This is a genomic window from Novosphingobium sp. JCM 18896 (genome assembly GCF_025938095.1).
Taxonomy (GTDB): Bacteria; Pseudomonadota; Alphaproteobacteria; order Sphingomonadales; family Sphingomonadaceae; genus Novosphingobium.
Map to the genome: position 1 here is coordinate 143,807 of NZ_JAPCZF010000004.1, position 16,987 is coordinate 160,793.

At 67.7% G+C, this 16,987-nt stretch carries 15 protein-coding genes; 6 read left to right on the plus strand and 9 right to left on the minus strand.

From position 1 onward, the window contains the following. Positions 1 to 15 precede the first annotated feature (15 nt). From OLX23_RS15245 to OLX23_RS15260, 4 genes are read left to right on the plus strand one after another with little or no spacing between them, the layout of a single operon-like run. Positions 16 to 1,101, plus strand: a complete 1,086-nt coding sequence (locus tag OLX23_RS15245; RefSeq protein WP_264445872.1) for an A/G-specific adenine glycosylase — start codon at positions 16 to 18, stop codon at positions 1,099 to 1,101. Next, entirely contained in the window at positions 1,098 to 2,414 is a 1,317-nt protein-coding gene (locus OLX23_RS15250; protein WP_264445873.1) for a serine hydrolase domain-containing protein, read from the plus strand. The genes OLX23_RS15245 and OLX23_RS15250 overlap by 4 nt, the downstream gene beginning before the upstream one ends. Continuing rightward, a complete protein-coding gene (nudC, locus tag OLX23_RS15255) occupies positions 2,411 to 3,313 on the plus strand; it encodes an NAD(+) diphosphatase (protein WP_264445874.1) in 903 nt (300 codons plus the stop codon). Before OLX23_RS15250 ends, nudC begins: the two co-directional genes overlap by 4 nt. Then, on the plus strand, positions 3,310 to 3,990 hold the full coding sequence (locus OLX23_RS15260) for a DsbA family oxidoreductase (RefSeq protein ID WP_264445875.1): 681 nt from the start codon (positions 3,310 to 3,312) through the stop codon (positions 3,988 to 3,990). The genes nudC and OLX23_RS15260 overlap by 4 nt, the downstream gene beginning before the upstream one ends. Here OLX23_RS15260 and OLX23_RS15265 read toward each other — a convergent pair whose 3' ends face one another. Continuing rightward, the gene (locus OLX23_RS15265) at positions 3,991 to 4,383 is read right to left on the minus strand and encodes a DUF1489 family protein (protein ID WP_264445876.1); all 393 of its coding nucleotides are present in this window, start codon (positions 4,381 to 4,383) and stop codon (positions 3,991 to 3,993) included. Beyond that, positions 4,383 to 5,831, minus strand: coding sequence for a magnesium transporter (gene mgtE / locus OLX23_RS15270; RefSeq protein WP_264445877.1), 1,449 nt, complete (start codon positions 5,829 to 5,831; stop codon positions 4,383 to 4,385). Before mgtE ends, OLX23_RS15265 begins: the two co-directional genes overlap by 1 nt. 118 nt (positions 5,832 to 5,949) lie before the next feature. On the opposite strand from mgtE, the gene OLX23_RS15275 reads away from it, so the two are divergent. Beyond that, positions 5,950 to 6,405 carry a peptidylprolyl isomerase gene (locus tag OLX23_RS15275; RefSeq protein WP_264445878.1) on the plus strand — a complete coding sequence of 152 codons (456 nt, stop codon included), beginning with the start codon at positions 5,950 to 5,952 and terminating at the stop codon, positions 6,403 to 6,405. 15 nt (positions 6,406 to 6,420) lie between these two features. On the opposite strand, the gene OLX23_RS15280 is transcribed toward OLX23_RS15275, so the two are convergent. The 7 genes from OLX23_RS15280 to OLX23_RS15310 all read right to left on the minus strand — a co-directional run bounded on the left by OLX23_RS15280 (position 6,421) and on the right by OLX23_RS15310 (position 15,148). After that, positions 6,421 to 8,547, minus strand: coding sequence for a tetratricopeptide repeat protein (locus OLX23_RS15280; RefSeq protein WP_264445879.1), 2,127 nt, complete (start codon positions 8,545 to 8,547; stop codon positions 6,421 to 6,423). A 116-nt stretch (positions 8,548 to 8,663) separates the two neighbouring features. Beyond that, on the minus strand, positions 8,664 to 9,548 hold the full coding sequence (locus tag OLX23_RS15285; protein ID WP_264445880.1) for a LysR substrate-binding domain-containing protein: 885 nt from the start codon (positions 9,546 to 9,548) through the stop codon (positions 8,664 to 8,666). Between the two features lies 1 nt (position 9,549). Beyond that, a complete protein-coding gene (locus OLX23_RS15290) occupies positions 9,550 to 10,470 on the minus strand; it encodes a hemolysin family protein (protein ID WP_264445881.1) in 921 nt (306 codons plus the stop codon). A 7-nt stretch (positions 10,471 to 10,477) separates the two neighbouring features. Then, on the minus strand, positions 10,478 to 10,984 hold the full coding sequence (gene ybeY / locus OLX23_RS15295; RefSeq protein WP_264445882.1) for an rRNA maturation RNase YbeY: 507 nt from the start codon (positions 10,982 to 10,984) through the stop codon (positions 10,478 to 10,480). 178 nt (positions 10,985 to 11,162) lie between these two features. Continuing rightward, complete coding sequence (locus OLX23_RS15300) at positions 11,163 to 12,188, minus strand: PhoH family protein (protein WP_264445883.1); 1,026 nt, start codon at positions 12,186 to 12,188, stop codon at positions 11,163 to 11,165. A gap of 115 nt (positions 12,189 to 12,303) precedes the next feature. Next, a complete protein-coding gene (gene miaB / locus OLX23_RS15305) occupies positions 12,304 to 13,638 on the minus strand; it encodes a tRNA (N6-isopentenyl adenosine(37)-C2)-methylthiotransferase MiaB (RefSeq protein WP_264445884.1) in 1,335 nt (444 codons plus the stop codon). A gap of 55 nt (positions 13,639 to 13,693) precedes the next feature. Continuing rightward, positions 13,694 to 15,148 carry a M48 family metalloprotease gene (locus tag OLX23_RS15310; protein ID WP_264445885.1) on the minus strand — a complete coding sequence of 485 codons (1,455 nt, stop codon included), beginning with the start codon at positions 15,146 to 15,148 and terminating at the stop codon, positions 13,694 to 13,696. 91 nt (positions 15,149 to 15,239) lie between these two features. Here OLX23_RS15310 and argS point away from each other — a divergent pair, with 91 nt between their 5' ends. Beyond that, positions 15,240 to 16,985, plus strand: coding sequence for an arginine--tRNA ligase (gene argS, locus OLX23_RS15315; RefSeq protein WP_264445886.1), 1,746 nt, complete (start codon positions 15,240 to 15,242; stop codon positions 16,983 to 16,985). Positions 16,986 to 16,987: the final 2 nt, after the last annotated feature.

Genomic DNA, 16,987 nt, shown 5'->3' on the forward strand with positions numbered 1-16,987 from the left:
TGCCATAGCGCGGCGATGGACGCCAGATCGCAGGACATCGCCGGGCACCTCCTCGGTTGGTACGACCGCCACGCCCGCGTACTGCCTTGGCGTGCGCCGCCGGGTTCGCCGGCGCCGCGCAACGACCAGGACTTTCCCTACCGCGTCTGGCTGTCCGAGGTCATGCTCCAGCAGACCACGGTCGCGGCGGTGAAGGACTATTTCGCCAAGTTCACCGCCCGCTGGCCCAGCGTGACCGATCTCGCCGCGGCCGAGGATGCCGAGGTCATGGCCGCCTGGGCCGGGCTCGGCTACTATGCCCGCGCGCGCAACCTGCTGGCCTGCGCGCGCGCCGTGGCCGAGCGCGGCGGCACTTTCCCCGACAGCGAGGACGAACTGCGCAAGCTGCCGGGGCTCGGCGCCTATACCGCCGCGGCTGTCGCGGCGATCGCCTTCGGGCGGCGCGCGGTGGTGGTCGACGCCAATGTCGAGCGCGTGGTCGCGCGGCTCTTCGCGATCGACACGCCGCTGCCCGGTGGCCGCACCGAGATCCGCGCCGCGACCGACCGCATCACGCCCGATGCCCGCGCCGGCGACTTCGCCCAGGCCATGATGGACCTCGGCGCGACGGTCTGCACCACGCGCAATCCGCGCTGCCTGCTCTGCCCGCTGTCGGGCGATTGCACCGGCTATCGCGGCGGCGCGCCCGAACGCTTCCCGGTCAAGGCGCCCAAGGCGGCCAAGCCGCACCGCCAGGGCCGCGCCTTCTGGATCGTGCGAAATGGAAAGGTCTGGCTGGTCCAGCGTCCGGGCAAGGGCATGCTCGGCGGCATGCGTGCGCTGCCAGACGACGGCTGGTCGGCGCGCGGCGACGGCAACGGCGAGGGACCGATCGCTGGTCCTTGGGCTTCCGGCGGCGCCGTCCAGCACGGTTTCACCCATTTTACTCTCGACCTGCACTTGGCGCTTTATTCGGGAAACGAAGTGGTTAGCTTGCCGCCCGAAGCGGGAGAATGCCAAGGAGAGTGGTGGCCGCTGGACCGGCTCGACGAAGCCGGCCTGCCAACGCTCTTCGCCAAGGCGGCGCGACTCGCGCTGACCGCGATGGGAGAAGTCGATTGATCAGCGAGACCACCTTGCGCGCCGAGCTGGGCCGGCGCGAACTTCTGCGCCTCGGCGCATTCGCCGGAATCGGCGCAGCGCTCATGCCGCGGTTGGCCTGGGCGGCCGAGCAGCCGATCCTGGCGCCGAAGGTGGCCGAGGTCATCGCGCGCTGGGTCGGACCGGGCAAGTTCCCGGGCATGGTCGCGGCGCTGGGCATGCCGGGCCGCGAGACGCTTTACGTATCGCGCGGGACCGACAGCTTCACCGACCTCGATGCCCAGGGCGGCAACAGCCTCTATCGCATCTATTCGATGACCAAGCCGGTCACCGGCATGGCGGCAATGATTCTGATCGACGAGGGCAAGCTCAAGCTCGACCAGCCGCTGGCCGATATCCTGCCCAAGTTCGCGCAGATGCGCGTGCAGAAGACCTACGACGGGGCGATCACCGACGACGCGCTCGAGCCGGCGAAGACGCCGATCACGATCCGTCACCTGATGACCCACACGTCGGGGCTCAGCTATTCGATCATCCAGAAGGGCCCGATCAAGGCGCTGCTCGAGGAAAAGGGCGTGATCGCCGGGCAGATCAGCCGGATGAAGATCCCGGGTTTCGATCGCGGCGCCCCGGTGCGCAGCCTCGAACTCTTCGCCGATCGTCTGGCCGAGGTGCCGCTGGTCTACCAGCCGGGCACCAAGTGGAGCTACAGCGTCGGGCTCGACCTGCTCGGCCGCGTGATCGAGGTCGTATCGGGGCAGTCGTTCGACGCCTTCCTCCAGCAGCGGCTGTTCGAGCCGCTGGGCATGACCAGCACCTTCTTCCAGGTTCCGGCAGGCGAGGCGAAGCGGCTGACCACCAATTTCGGCGCGATGGGCTCGACGCTGATGCCGATCGATCCGGGCGACAGCTCGGTCTATCTCGACAAGCCGGCCTTCCCCTTCGGCGGCGCGGGGCTGGTCTCGAGCCCGCGCGACTACGATCGCTTCCTGCACATGCTGGCGAACCACGGCGAACTCGACGGGCATCGCGTGCTCAGCGAAGCAACGGTGCGCACGGCGACGAGCAACCTGCTGCCCGCGGGCGTTTCCGGGCCGGCGATGATGACCTCGGCCAGTGCTTTCGGTGCGGGCGGTCGCGTCGGGCTGGGTGCCGAGGAAGGCATCTTCGGCTGGGCCGGCGCGGCGGGCACGGTCGGCACGGTCGACATGCGCGGCGGCGTGCGCTCGGGCATCTACGTCCAGTTCATGCCGCCCAATGCCAACAGCCTGCTCAGCGAATACCAGAAGGCGCTGCACGAGGACGTGATGGCGCTGGTGGCGAAACCCGCGTGACCACCGGCGGAAATCCACTGGGCATTGCCTTTGCCGGCGGCCGGACCGACCGCGCCGATCACATCCGCAGCGATCCCGCGCGGCTTGCCGCGCAGTACACGCCGTCGGCGCGATTGCTGCGGCTGAGCGGGCTCGATCCGGTGATTTCGGGTGAAGGCCGTCTCGAATGGGGCAGTCTCGCCGATGCGGCCGACGATGCCGAACTGGTCTTTTTAGGCCTGCGCGACGGCCGTGCCTGCTTCGCGCCGGTGCCCGCCGCGGGCAGCACCGCGCCGGCCAATCCCGCGCTGTGGCAGGCGCTGGCCACGCTCGACGGCGACGAGATGGCGACCTACGGCGGCGCGCGGGCGATGGTCGACTGGCACGCGCGTCACCGCTTCTGCGCGCGGTGCGGCCAGCCGACCGTGCTCGCCAAGGGCGGCTGGCAGCGCAATTGCACGTCGGAGACCTGCCGTGCCGAACATTTTCCGCGCGTCGATCCGGTGACGATCATGCTGGTCGAGCACGACGATCGGCTACTGCTCGGCCGCCAGCCGCGCTTTCCGGCGGGCAACTATTCGGCGCTCGCCGGTTTCATCGAGCCCGGCGAGGCGATCGAGGAGGCCGTCGCGCGCGAAGTGCTCGAGGAAGCCGGCGTGGTCGTGCGCGACGTGTCCTATGTCGGGAGCCAGCCCTGGCCGTTCCCTTCGTCGTTGATGATCGGCTGCCATGCCCATACCGACGATCCCGCGCTGACGATCGACTATACCGAACTCGAGGACGCGCGCTGGTTCACCCGCGCCGAGGTGGAGGACGCGGTCGCCGCGATCGACCGCGGCGAGGGCGGCAAGGCCTTTCGCTCGCCGCCGCGCACCGCCGTGGCCAATGCCCTGCTGCGCTGGTGGGTAGAGCGCGGATGACGACCTCGGTCACGATCGACATCTTCTCCGACGTCATGTGCCCGTGGTGCGTGATCGGTTACAAGCAGCTCGAACAGGCGCTGGCGACGCTCGATGGCGAGATCGCCGCCGAAGTCCGCTGGCATGCCTTCGAGCTCAACCCCGACATGCCGCCCGAGGGCGAGGAACTGGCCGCGCACATGCTGCGCAAGTACGGCCGCGCGCCCGATGCCGCCTCGACCGCGCAGATGGTGGGACTCGCCGAGCAGGCCGGTTACGACATGCGCTACCTCGGCCCCGAGCCCGAACCCGAGCGGCGGCTGTTCAACACCTTCCTCGCGCACAAGCTGTTGCGCTGGGCATTGGTTACCGCCGGGCCCGAGGCGCAGACGCGGCTCAAGCTCGCGCTGTTCGACGCCTATTTCCAGCAGCGGCGCGACGTTTCGGACCGCGCGGTGCTGCTCGCCGTCGTCGCCCAGGTCGGGCTCGACGGTGCTGCGGCCGATGCGGCGCTCGACGATCCGGCACTGGCGCAAGAGGTGCGCGCTGAGCAGCAGGAAGCCCGTGCCGCCGAGATCAACGCGGTACCGGCAATGATCATCGAGGGACGCTATCTGATCCCCGGCGCGCAGGGGGCGGAGACCTATGTCGAGCTGCTGCGCAAGGTCGCGGCGCGCGCCGGGTCAAACCCAACTTAGTCAGACCAGGCCTAGCTTCGCCAGTTCGCCGACCAGCTTGGCCGGCAGCACGTCGCCTTCGCTGATGTCGCCGTCGAGATCAGCGGGGGCGTCTTCGTCCGAGAGATAGCGCCAGCCCTGGTGCGCGCGCTTGGGCTTGGGATGGACCGCGATCAGCCGCGGTTCCATGCGGATCCAGTGGCGGCCGTCCTCGCGCTGCTCGAAGCCGATCAGCGGCGAGCGGCCTATGATCGTGTGCTGGTGGATCCAGAACAGCGAGCCGCCGGCCATCTCCTCGATCCGCTTGGGCAGATAGCGTGTCGAGGTGCGCGCCTCATCCTGGCTTTCGAGCCAGGCGCGCAGGGTCGCCGGGCTCTCGGCGCCGAAGGCGATCTTGGTCATGTGCAGCGGCATCAGGCCGCGAGCCCCGAGAGCACCGCGAGGCCGAGGAACGAGAAGAAGCCCATCACGTCGGTCGCCATGGTGACGAAAACCGCCGAGGAGACCGCGGGATCCACGTTGGCGCGATCGAGCGTCACGGGGACGAGGATCCCGGCGAGGCCGGCGATCAGGTTGTTGATCACCATGGCCGAACCGATCACCAGGCCGAGCAGCGGATTGCCGAAGAGCAGCGCCGTGCCGCTGCCGATCAGCACGCCCAGGGTCATGCCGTTGGCCAGCGCGATGCGCAGCTCGCGGCCGATCATGCGCCAGGTGTTCGAACTGGTGATCTGGTTGGTCGCGAGCGCGCGGACGACCACCGCGAGCGTCTGGGTGCCGGCATTGCCGCCCATGCCCGAGACGATCGGCATCAGCACGGCCAGCAGCGCGAACTTGGCGATCGCGCCCTGGAACAGCCCGACCACCGAGGCGGCGAGCATGGCGGTGAACAGGTTGACCAGCAGCCAGGTCAGGCGGGTCTTGACGGTCAGTCGGATCGGCTCGTTGATGTCGCCGTCGCCCGCACCCGACAGGCGCAGGATGTCCTCGCTGGCCTCTTCCTGGATGATGTGGACGACGTCGTCGACGGTGATCTGGCCGACCAGGCGCCCGTCGTCGTCGACCACCGCGGCCGAGATCAGCGCATATTTCTGGAAGCGCAGCGCGACCTCTTCCTGGTCCATCGCCACCGGGATCAGAGTCTGGTCGCGCTTCATCACGTCGGTGAGCAGGACACCGCGCGGGCTGCGCAGGATCCACGAGAGCAGGCAGGTGCCGACGGGGTGGTGGCGCGCGTCGACGATGAACACTTCCCAGAACTCGGTGGCGAGCTGGCGGTCGTCGCGCAGGAAGTCGATGAGGTCGCCCACGGTCATGTGCTCGGGCACCGCGACGAAATCGCGGCTCATCAGGCGGCCGGCGGTTTCCTCGGGATAGGCCAGCGCGGTCTCGATCGCCGCGCGGTCCTCTGGCTCCATCTCGGCGAGGACGGCCTGCTGGTCCTCCTCGTCGAGATCCTCGATCATCGCGACCGCGTCGTCGGTGTCGAGCTGCTCGGCGATGTCGGCGATGATGCCGGCGGGCAGTTCCTCGAGCAGCAGCTCGCGGACGTGGTCGTTGAGCTCGGCGATCACGTCGACGCTCATCTGGTCGTTGATCGCGCGCGCCAGCGGCAGGCGCTCGTCGGGCTCGATCAGCTCGAACAGGTCGGCGATGTCGGCCGGGTGCAGCGGCTCGACCATGTCGTAGACCGCGTCGGTCTCGCCCGCTTCGAGCGCATCCTGGACGCGGCGGACGAAGTCGGACTTCAGCCGGTTGTCCTCGTCGAGGCTCTCGCTTTCCTGCAAGGCTTCGGGCGCCGCGTCCGACGTGTCGGCAGCGACGTCCTCGAGCAGGTCATGATCGCGGTCCTCGGGACTCATCGGGGCAGGGTCTAGCCACGAGAGAGGCAAAAGCAACCGGGCAAGGCTCAACTATCAAGCGCCTAGGTGACTTTGTCGCGATTGCCCCTATATCCCGCGCAAACCTGAGGAGATTCCCATGGCCGACGAATACCTGAATTTCGAACTCTCGACCGGCGACGTGAAGATCAAGCTGCGTCCCGACCTGGCCCCCGGCCACGTCGAGCGGATCAAGGAGCTGGTCAACGAAGGCTTCTACGACGGCATCAAGTTCCACCGCGTGATCCCCGGCTTCATGGCGCAGGGCGGCTGCCCCAACGGCACGGGCATGGGCGGTTCGGACAAGCCCGACCTCCAGGCCGAGTTCAACGACGAGCCGCACGTCCGCGGCGTCTGCTCGATGGCGCGCACCAGCGCACCGCATTCGGCGAACAGCCAGTTCTTCATCTGCTTCGACGACGCACGCTTCCTCGACAAGCAGTACACCGTATGGGGTCAGGTGGTCGAAGGCATGGAAAACGTCGACGCGCTGCCCAAGGGCGAGCCGCCGCGCGATCCGGGCAACATCGTCAAGGCGACGATCACGTCCGAGTAATCAGTGGCCGAGTGATCAGTCGATGACGACGTCCACCGGTGGCAGGCCATCGAGCCTGCGCTGGTGGACGGTCTCGAAGGCCCGTTCGATCACGGCGGTATAGCCTGCGGTATCGAACAAAGGCTGGGTCAGGCGATTGTCCGCCAGCCTCTCGCGCACCGCCGCCAACCGCGCCCGATCGGCGGCGAGATCGGCGATCAGCGCTTCATAATCCGCGACATTGTCGGTGACGAGATCGGGCAGGCCCACGGCGTGGAGCAGGCTCGCGCCGACGCGTGCGGCGAACTGGCCGCCGGCCATGGTCACGACCGGGACCCCGGCCCACAGCGCATCGCTGGCGGTGGTGTGGGCATTGACCGCGAAGGTGTCGACGAACAGGTCGGCCAGGCGCAGCCGCGCGAGGTGTTCGGCCTGGGGCAGGCCATCGGCAAAGATCACCCGATCGGGATCGATGCCGCGCAGCGCGGCCTCCTTGCGCAGGTTGACCTTGGCGCTCTCCTTCGAGCCCAGCAGCCACAGCACGCTTCCCTCGGTACGATCGAGCAGGCGCATCCAGATGTCGAACACGTTCGGGCAGATCTTGTAGGTGTGGTTGAAGCAGCAGAAGACGAACCCGTCTTCGGGCAGCCCGAAATCGGCCCGCGTCGCGCCGGTCTCGGCAATGGCGCGCTGATCGTCGTTGGGCTGGTAGCTGCCCGGCAGGTAGATGACCTTCTCGCTGTAGAAATCCCGCGACGCCGGGGGAATGACCACGGGATCGGCGATGATGTAGTCGATGTCGTCGACGCCCATTGAGCCCGGATAGCCCAGATAGTTGATCTGGACGGGCGCCAGTCGGCCGGAGAACAGGCGCGAACGCGCCTGGCCCGTGTAACCCTTGAGGTCGATGGCGATGTCGAGCCCGTGGCTTCGGGTAAGCTCGACGACGTCCTGATCGGCCATGCTGCGGATGTCGACGAGGCGGTCGACCTGGCCCTGCAACTGGTCGCGGACTTCCGCGTCGACGATCTCGCCATAGCTGTAGGCGGTGATCTCGAAGCGCTCTCGGTCGTGCGTACGGAGCAGCCCGGCCATCAGGAACATCGTGGCGTGACTGTGGAAGTCGGCGGAGAAATAGCCGATGCGGATGCGACCGTCGCTCGCCGGGTTCGGTGCCGCGGCCGGAGCCTGCTGGCGCACCAGGCTGCGGGCCCACAGCCGCGAATAGGCAAGTTGCTGCGCGCCATCGTCGAAGAAGGGCAGCATGATGAAGGGCGGAGGCACCAAGCCATCCACGGTCTCGCTCGCCGGCGCGGGCATGTCGCGGTTCGCCGAAAAATCGCAGACATGCATCTGCGCGAAGGCCTTCTGGCGCTGGGCCAGGGCATCGTCGGGGGTGAACGACAGCAGCAGGTCGAGCACCTGGATCACGCCGTCGTAGTCGTTGATGTCTAGCAGCACCGTGGCGATGTTGTGCAGCGCCTTGGGCGATCCCGGCTGCAGCGCCAGCGCCTGCTTGTAGCATTGCACCGCGCGTTCGGGGTCGCCCAGGCCTTTCGCTGCCAGGCCGAGGTTGTTGTAGGATTCGGCATAGCCGGGGTTCAACGTCAGGGCCTGCTGATAGCAGTTCACCGCCTCGGTCAGCGCGTTCTGTTCCTGGAAGGCCAGGCCGAGGTTGTTGAACGCCTCGAAATAGTCGGGCTTGAGCGTGATCGCGCGTTCGTAGCAGGCGACGGCCTGGGGCAGGGCGTGCTGGCGGCGCAGCACGTTGCCGAGGTTGTAATGGGCCGATGCCTTGTCGGGGTTCAGCGCGATCGCGCGGCGATAGGCGGCGATGGCTTCGTCGAACTTGCCTTGCGGTTCCAGCGCGGCACCGAGATTGCTGTGCAGGTCGGCGTGGCGGCCGTCGACGTCGATCGCGGCGCGGAACGCGGCCTCGGCCCCGGGAAAGTCGCCGAGTGCGACGCAGGCGGCGCCGAGAATGTTGTAGAGTTCGAGCGAGGGGCGATGGCGCGCGGTGAGCGCCTGGGCATCGCGCACCAGTTCGGCGAGCTTGCCGGCTTCGTAGAGCGACATCAGCCGGGCGATCTCCGCCTGCGGCAGCGGCGCAAGACGGCCGATATTCAGCGCATCTGGATTCAGGGCAAAGGCAAGATCGGCCATAAACTCACGCCAGCTATCCGTCGGCACAAGACGCGCCGACCCGCGGGCGGAGGTAAACGAGCGTTAAGTATACGTGGTAACTTCGGGCCTAGGTATAATTCCCTATCCTGGCTTTTTCAGAGCCCGGCCTTGACGATCCATTCGTGGAAGATCTTGACCGGACGCGCCTCGAGGTCGCGCGGACGGCAGATGAACCAGTAGGAATAGGGGCTCTCGACGTCGATATTGAACAGCCGGGCCAGGCGCTCGTCCTGGCGCCGGTTGAAGTGATCGTCGTGCATGATCGCGATGCCCAGGCCCTGCGCCGCGGCTTCGAGGATCAGCTGGCCCGAATCGAAATGGTCGATCGCCGCGGGCTGCAGCCGCGGCATGCCGATGGCCGCCTTCCAGGCGTCGAAACTGTCGGGCAGGTCGTGGTGGATCAGGAAGGTCTGGCGCGCCAGCTTGGCCGGATCGGGGGTCTTGCCCATCTCGGCGGCGATCTGGTGCGAGGTGATCGCATAGACCTTGTTGTGATCGAGCTGCACGGCATGAAACGAGGGATCGGGCTCCTTCGCCATGATGATCGCGGCGTCGAGCGTATCGCCGACGCGCGTGTCCGAATGGGGGCTCGTGTCGATGTCGATGTGCAGGCGCGGGTGCAGCTTGCGCAGTTCGGGCAGCTTGGGGAACAGCCGCTGGCCGCCGAACAGCGAAGGCACGCCCAGGTGGAGGCGCAGCACGCGGCCCGGATCGACCTGCGCCTCGACAGCCTCGGCCAGTTCCTCGAGCTTGGGGCTGACCGCGTTGTAGAAGGCCATGCCCTCGTCGGTCAGCTTCATCGCCTGGTGCTGGCGGGTGAACAGCCGCTTGCCGGTGAAGTCCTCGAGCGCCGCCACGCGGCGCGACAGTGCCGAGGGCGACAGGCCGAGCTCGGACGAGGCCGCCTTGGCCGAGCCGAGCCGGACCACGCGCACGAAGGCCTCGAGTGCGCGCAGCGGGGGGAGGCGGCGAACGGCCATGTCAGTCCTCCTCGGTCTCGGCTGCGCGCGGCGGGTGCAGTCGCAGCCGGGTGACGTGCTTTTCGTTGCCGGCGATCACTTCGATCCGCCAGCCGCTGTCGTGATCGACCACGGTGCCGACCGGGGGCACCTGGCCCGCGAGCACGAAAGTCAGGCCGCCGAGCGTGTCGACGGCTTCCTCGACCTCGGCCAGTCGCGGGTCGATCGTGTCGGCCACGTCGTCGAGCTCGGCGCGAGCGTCGGCTTCCCACATGCCGTCCTCGATCGGCACGATCAGCGCCTCGGGGGCGTCGTCGTGCTCGTCCTCGATGTCGCCGATGATCTCCTCGACCAGGTCCTCGATGGTGATGATGCCGTCGGTGCCCGAATATTCGTCGATGACGATCGCCAAGTGCGTGCGGCTCGTGCGCATGTCGGCCAGCACGTCGAGCGCGCCGCGCGCCTGCGGCACGAACAGCGGCTGGCGCATCAAGGTGGTCCAATCCTCGGGCGGGGTGCCTTTGGCGAGATAGGGGAAGACGTCCTTGATCAGGACCATGCCGACCACTTCGTCGAGCGTTTCGCCGTAGACCGGCAGGCGGCTGTGGCCGTGCTCGGCGAAAGCTTCGACCACCTCGTCCCAGCTCGCCGAGGCGCGGATCGCGATGATCTCGCCGCGCGGAATCGCGACGTCGTCGGCGTCGTGCTCGCTGAAATGGAGGAGGTTGCGCAGCATCTGGCGCTCGGTGGGCGAAAGATCGCCCTTCGCAGTCTGTGCGTCGCCGGTATCGTCTTCGTGCTCGTCGATCGCCTCCTCGAGCTGGGCGCGGAGCGATTGCTCGTTGTCGCCCTTGTCGAAGAAGCGCCGGATCGAGCGCCAAAGCGAGTAGCTACTGTCCGGATCTCCGGATCCGGCGTCTGCTATGCGGCCCTGCTCGGCCATTCCCTGTTCAAGCCCCTGTTGCGTCGTTTGCATCCCCATATGGGTCCGCAATGCCCATCAGGGCAAGCGCTTTGATTTCCAGCGCCTCCATCGCGGCGGCATCCGCGGGCGAAATCTCGTGATCGAGGCCAGCCAGGTGCAGCAGTCCGTGGACGATCAGATGGGCCGTGTGATCCTCGAAGGCGACGCCATTCTCCTCGGCCTCGCGCTTGCAGGTTTCGCAAGCGAGGCTGATGTCGCCGAGCAGTTCGGGCGGGCCATCGGCGGCGAGATCGATCAATTCGTCGCGTTCGAGCATCGGAAAGGACAGCACGTTGGTCGGCTTGTCCTTGGCGCGCCATTCGCGGTTGAGCGTGTGGACTTCGGCATCCGAGGTGAACAGCAGGCTGGCGGTCAGCCGCGGGTTGTCGAGCTCGGGCGCGACTTCGCAGGCGGCCTCGGCCGCGCGTTCGGCCAGGTCCGCCCAGTCGAAGGCAGGCGGCCAGGGGGCTTCGATGTCGAGATCCAGGTCCATAATTTTCTTCCTGAGATCCTCCCTGTTTTTCTCCGCAGGAGACAAATGGGGAGGGAGACCGCCAGGCCCGCAGGGGCTGGTGGTGGAGGGGGTCTTGCGCGACTTACCCCTCCACCACCCGCTTTGCGGGCGGTCCCCCTCCCCATTTGCGCTTCGCGAAAACGGGGAGGATCTGAACTTAAGCGTTCGGCCCTTCGTAGGCCTCGACGATGCGTCCGACGATCGGGTGGCGGACCACGTCGGCCGTGCTGAAGCGCACGACGCCGATGCCGTCGACCCCTTCGAGCCGGCGCACTGCGTCGGCCAGGCCGCTCTGGGCATCGCCGCCGGGGATGTCGACCTGCCGCGGATCGCCGCAGATCACCATGCGGCTGTTCTGGCCGAAGCGCGTGAGGAACATCTTCATCTGCGCCTGGGTGGTGTTCTGCGCCTCGTCGAGGATGACGAAGGCATCGGCCAGGGTGCGGCCGCGCATGAAGGCGATCGGCGCGATCTCGATCTCGCCCGAGGCCATGCGCCGCTCGACCTGTTCGGGCGGCATGCAGTCGTAGAGCGCGTCGTAGATCGGGCGGAGATAGGGATCGACCTTCTCCTTCATGTCGCCGGGCAGGAAGCCCAGCCGCTCGCCTGCCTCGACCGCGGGGCGCGACAGGATCAGCCGCTGGACCGATCCGGTCATCAGCTGCTGCACGGCCTGGGCGACCGCGAGATAGGTCTTGCCGGTACCGGCGGGACCCAGCGCGAAGATCACGTCCTTGGAATTCAGCGCCTTCATGTAGTCGATCTGCACGCCCGAGCGCGGCACGATCGTCTTCTTGCGCGTACGGATCATGATCGGCGGCGCGTCGTGGCTGCCGGTGATGATGCCTTCGAGGGTCGGCTCGCTCGACATGGCGATCAGCGATTCCACCGCGCCCGAGTCGAGCTCGTGTCCCTGTTCGAGCCTTTGGTACATGCCCTTGAGCACGTCGCGTGCGCGGGCCACCGCATCGTCCGGGCCTTCGATCTGCACGCGATCACCGCGAGCCGCGATATAGACGCCGAGCCGGTTTTCGATCTGCACGAGATTGGCGTCGTACTGGCCGAACACGGCTCCGAGCAGGGTCTGCTCGTCGAACTGTACCTCGATCCGGGCTCTGCGGGGTGTCTCCGGACGACGAAGTTGCGCCAGATCACTGTCGGCGCGGGCGGGCTTTCGGGCCATGCGCTCCTTTCGATGCGAGGCCGGAGCGGCCTCATGAGTCGAAAGATAATCCTGCCATGTTGCAGTGCAAGGACGCATGCGTCCCGGCGTGGTGGAAAACTGGCCGAATTCGGGATCAGACAGCGGTTAATGCGACGAGCCGCGCGCTCAGCGAATTGGCGCCGGCCTCGATCAGGTCGACCGTGACGATGTCGCCGATCGCCGCCTCGCCGACAAAGTGCGCCGATTGCAGCCAGGGGGTCTTGCCCAGCCACTGGCCCGGCAGCTTGCCCTTGCGCTCGACCAGCACCTCGCAGCGGCGGCCGACCGTGGCCTGGTTGAAGGCGACCTGGCTGCGGTTGAGCGCGTCCTGCAGCCGCTGCAGCCTGTTGTCCATCACGTCTGCCGGAACCTGACCGTCCATCGTTGCCGCGGGAGTGCCCGGGCGCGGGCTGTACTTGAAGCTGAAGCACTGCGCGTAACCGACCGCTTCGACCAGCGCGAGCGTCTCGGCGAACTCGGCCTCGGTCTCGCCGGGGAAGCCGACGATGAAGTCGCCCGACAGCGCGATGTCGGGGCGCACCGCGCGCACCTTGTCGAGCACCTTGAGGTAGCTTTCGGCGGTGTGGCTGCGGTTCATCGCCTTGAGCACGCGATCACTGCCCGCCTGGACCGGCAGGTGCAGGAACGGCATCAGCTTGGGATTGTCGCGGTGCGCGGCGATCAGCGCGTCGGTCATGTCGTTGGGATGGCTGGTGGTGTAGCGGATGCGGCGCAAATCCGGCAGCTTCGCCAGGTGTAAAGCCAGGCCTTCTAGTCCGACCGCGCGGCCCGAAAAATCCTCGCCGGTCCAGGCGTTTACGTTCTGCCCCAACAGGGTGATCTCGCGCGCGCCGGCCGCCACCAGCCGCTCGGCCTCCGCGATCAGGTCCTTGAACGGCCGCGATATTTCGGCCCCACGGGTGTAAGGAACCACGCAATAGGTGCAGAACTTGTCGCAGCCTTCCTGCACCGTCAGGAAGGCGCTGGGGCCGGACTTGCGCCGGGCCGGCAGGGCGTCGAACTTGGTCTCGGCCGGCATGTCGGTATCGGTCACCCGCCGCCCCGCCTGAGCCTCGGCGATCATCTCGGGCAGGCGGTGATAGGCCTGCGGCCCGACCACCATCTTGACCGCCGGCGCGCGGGTCATGATCTCCTCGCCCTCGGCCTGAGCGACGCACCCGGCCACTGCGATCAGCGGGCTCGACCCGTCCTTGCGGCGCAGCCGGCCGATGTCCGAATAGACCTTCTCCGCCGCCTTCTCGCGAATGTGGCAGGTGTTGAGCACGACCAGATCGGCGTCGTTACCCTCGGCCGCCGGCGACAGGCCCTGGCTCGCGAGCAGCTCGGCCATGCGCTCGCCGTCATAGACGTTCATCTGGCAGCCGAAGCTCTTGACGCGATAGGTCTGGGGGGCGGGAGTGGAGGCCATGGCGCGCGCCGATAGCCGAAAACGGTGCGCGTTTACAGGCCCGTGTTCGGCCCGGTCAGGAGCCGTAGACGATCAGCTTGACCTTGGTGCCCGGCTGCAGGGTGGCGTTGGCCTCGAGCCCGTTGAGCACGAGGAAGCGTTCGAGCTGGTAGTCGGCAAAGGCCATCCGTGCCGCCAGCACGCGCGCGGTGTCGCCGCGCTGGACCGTGACGACGTCGATCACCCGCCGCCGCACCGCCGCGGCTTCGCTCGCCGACATCGGCGCCAGCGAGTTCAGCGTCTCGCGGAACGGCCCGATCCCGGCGCCGGCCGGGACGATCGTGACGAAGTGATAGGCGGTGTCCGCGTCCCAGCGATAGGCGGTGACGGTCACGTCGACCTGGGTGCGGTTGGCGCTGGCGCGGGTCGTGGCATAGGCGACGGGCATGCCGTTGATCGTCGAGGTCTGAGTCGCGGGCAGGTTGAGCGCGCCGCTGCCGCTCGACAGCGAGCGGAAGACCTGGCCGACATAGCCGTCGAGGCTGCCCGAGAGCCGCCCCGTGCCGAACTGCGCCTGGCCGCCGCTGCCGGCGATCGTGACCGCGCTGGTACCGTTCTCGATCGTGTAGCCTTGCGGCGCGGTGAATTTGAAGCGCAGCCCCGGATGGCGGAACTGACGGCCGTCGACGATGCCCTGGCGCGGGTCGTCGCCATAGGTCATGCCGTCGATCGCCGCGAAGAAGCGGTCGCGGCTTTGCGGGGAGGGGATGCCTGCGGGACGCTGCTGCGCGGCGAGCGCGCGGGTGCGCTGGACGCGATCGGCGGAGAGCGGGTGGGTGCGGCTCCACGAAGGGGTCTGCGATTGCTGGCGCCCCGCGACCTGCGCGTCGAGGCTTTCGGCCGCGCCCATCGCCGAGAGCATGCGCGGCGCGGCATAGGGATCGTAGCCGGCGGCGGACATGTAGCGGACGCCGAGGCTGTCCGATTCGTTCTCCTGACCGCGCGAATAGCCGAGCAACAGCCCCTGGCCGACCTGGCCTGCGACCTGGCCGACGACGTCGGAGCCGGTCAAGACCTGGGCGATTGCCGCACCGATGCCGGTGATCGTCGAGCGCGTCTGGCGCTTCTGCCCGTGCCGCGCGGCGACATGGCCCATCTCGTGGCCCAGAACGAAGGCCAGTTCGTCCTCGCTGTTCATCAGCGCGAGCAGCTCGCGCGTGACGTAGACGTAGCCGCCGGGCACGGCGAAGGCGTTGCGCACCGGCGAGTTGAGTACGGTGACGCGGTAATTGCTCGCCAGGTTCGTCTGCGGTGCGAGGCGGCGGCCGACGCCGGCGACGTAGTCGGCCAGCGGGCCGGTCAGTTCGCCGCCGAATTGCTCGACCATCTGCGGGTGTTGTTGCTGCGCCTGCTGGACGTCCGAGGCCGAGAGCGCCCGCGGCGCGGATTGCGCAAGCGCAGGGGAAGTCAGCGCCGGGGTGGCCAGCGACAGCAGCGAAGCCGATAGCGCCGCGAGCAACCTGATCTTCATGCCGTCCTCCCCTGATCTCCGACGCCTTATGGCATCACGTGCGGATCGCTCAAAGGTTCCCTTGAACGGCCAAACCCGCTAGTCGCGCCCGATGTCCGAAACCAAGACCCTCTACGCCGCTTTCGCCGGCCACATCGCTGACGTTCTCGACCGGCTCGAAGCCGCAGGCGAACTGCCCGCCGGGCTCAACCGCGCCGCGATCACGGTCGAGCCGCCGCGCGACGCCTCGCACGGCGATCTCGCGACCAATGCCGCGATGGTCCTGGCCAAGCCTGCGGGCAAGAACCCGCGCCAGTTGGCCGAAGCGCTCGTCGCCGAGCTCGCCAAGCTGCCCGAGGTGACCAGCGCCGAGATCGCCGGCCCCGGCTTCATCAATCTGCGCCTCGTGCCCGAGGCCTGGCTCGCCGAACTGCGCGCGATCGCCGCGCTCGGCGACGACTACGGCCGCTCGAACCTCGGCGGCGGCACGACGGTGAACATCGAATACGTCTCGGCCAACCCGACCGGGCCGATGCACATGGGCCACTGCCGCGGCGCCGTGGTCGGCGATGCCCTGGCCAGCCTGCTCGAATATTCGGGCCACAAGGTCATCCGCGAATACTACGTCAACGACGCTGGCGCGCAGGTCGACGTGCTCGCGCGCTCTGCGCACGTCCGCTACCGCGAGGCGCTCGGCGAGGCCGTCGGCGAGATCCCCGAGGGTCTCTATCCGGGCGAATACCTCGTCCCGGTCGGCCAGCAGCTGGCGCAGGAGTTCGGCGACAAGTACGTCGGCGCGCCCGAGAGCGAGTGGCTGGTGCTGTTCCGCGAGAAGGCGGTCGCCGCCATGCTGGTGATGATCAAGCAGGACCTCGGCCTGCTTGGCATCCATCACGACCTGTTCTCGTCCGAGGCCGAACTCCAGGCCGCGGGCAAGCCCGAGGAAGCCGAGAAGTGGCTGCGTGCTCAGGATCTCGTCTACGATGGCGTGCTCGAGGCGCCCAAGGGCAAGACTCCCGAAGACTGGGAGCCCGTGGCCCTGCCGCTGTTCCGCTCCACCAAGTTCGGCGACGATCAGGATCGCCCGATCAAGAAGTCGAACGGCGCCTGGACCTATTTCGGTGCCGACCTCGCCTATCACTACCAGAAGGCCCAGACCGCCGACGCGCTCGTCGACATCTGGGGCGCGGACCACGCGGGCACGGTCAAGCGGATCAAGGCTGCCGTGGCCGCGATGACCGGCGCTGACGGCAAGGCTACCCCGTTCGAGGTCAAGCTCGTGCAGATGGTCCAGCTGCTGCGCAACGGCGAGCCGGTGAAGATGTCCAAGCGTTCGGGCAACTTCGTCACGCTCGCCGACGTGGTCGAGGAAGTCGGCAAGGACGTCGTCCGCTTCACCATGCTGACACGCAAGCCCGAGGCGCAGATGGACTTCGACTTCGCCAAGGTGGTCGAGGCGTCGAAGGACAATCCGGTATTCTATCTCCAGTACGCCAACGCCCGCGTCCACTCGACCTTGCGCAAGGGCGCGGCCGAGGGCTTCGCGCCGTCGGATGCAGACCTGTCGCTGCTCGGCGAGGAGGAACTCGAGCTGGTCAAGCTCGCCGCGCAGTTCCCGCGGCTGGTCGAAGCGGCCGCCGTGGCGCGCGAGCCGCACCGCGTCGCCTTCTTCCTGGGCGACCTCGCCGCCGCGTTCCATTCGTACTGGAACGTCGGCAACGACCGCCCGGAAAAGCGGTTCATCGTGGCACAGAATGGCCAAGTGACTGGCGCGAGGCTTTTCCTTGCGAGCCAAATCGGGCAGCTAGTCCGTAATGGACTGGCGCTGCTGGGCGTCGAGGCGGTGGAGGAGATGTAGCC

Coding starts and splice junctions, on each gene's coding strand:
- OLX23_RS15245 (WP_264445872.1), top strand. CDS start 16: ATGGACGCCAGATCGCAGGACATCGCCGGGCACCTCCTCGGTTGGTAC.
- OLX23_RS15260 (WP_264445875.1), top strand. CDS start 3,310: ATGACGACCTCGGTCACGATCGACATCTTCTCCGACGTCATGTGCCCG.
- OLX23_RS15265 (WP_264445876.1), bottom strand. CDS start 4,383: ATGCCGCTGCACATGACCAAGATCGCCTTCGGCGCCGAGAGCCCGGCG.
- mgtE (WP_264445877.1), bottom strand. CDS start 5,831: ATGAGTCCCGAGGACCGCGATCATGACCTGCTCGAGGACGTCGCTGCC.
- OLX23_RS15275 (WP_264445878.1), top strand. CDS start 5,950: ATGGCCGACGAATACCTGAATTTCGAACTCTCGACCGGCGACGTGAAG.
- OLX23_RS15280 (WP_264445879.1), bottom strand. CDS start 8,547: ATGGCCGATCTTGCCTTTGCCCTGAATCCAGATGCGCTGAATATCGGC.
- OLX23_RS15285 (WP_264445880.1), bottom strand. CDS start 9,548: ATGGCCGTTCGCCGCCTCCCCCCGCTGCGCGCACTCGAGGCCTTCGTG.
- OLX23_RS15290 (WP_264445881.1), bottom strand. CDS start 10,470: ATGGCCGAGCAGGGCCGCATAGCAGACGCCGGATCCGGAGATCCGGAC.
- ybeY (WP_264445882.1), bottom strand. CDS start 10,984: ATGGACCTGGATCTCGACATCGAAGCCCCCTGGCCGCCTGCCTTCGAC.
- OLX23_RS15300 (WP_264445883.1), bottom strand. CDS start 12,188: ATGGCCCGAAAGCCCGCCCGCGCCGACAGTGATCTGGCGCAACTTCGT.
- miaB (WP_264445884.1), bottom strand. CDS start 13,638: ATGGCCTCCACTCCCGCCCCCCAGACCTATCGCGTCAAGAGCTTCGGC.
- OLX23_RS15310 (WP_264445885.1), bottom strand. CDS start 15,148: ATGAAGATCAGGTTGCTCGCGGCGCTATCGGCTTCGCTGCTGTCGCTG.
- argS (WP_264445886.1), top strand. CDS start 15,240: ATGTCCGAAACCAAGACCCTCTACGCCGCTTTCGCCGGCCACATCGCT.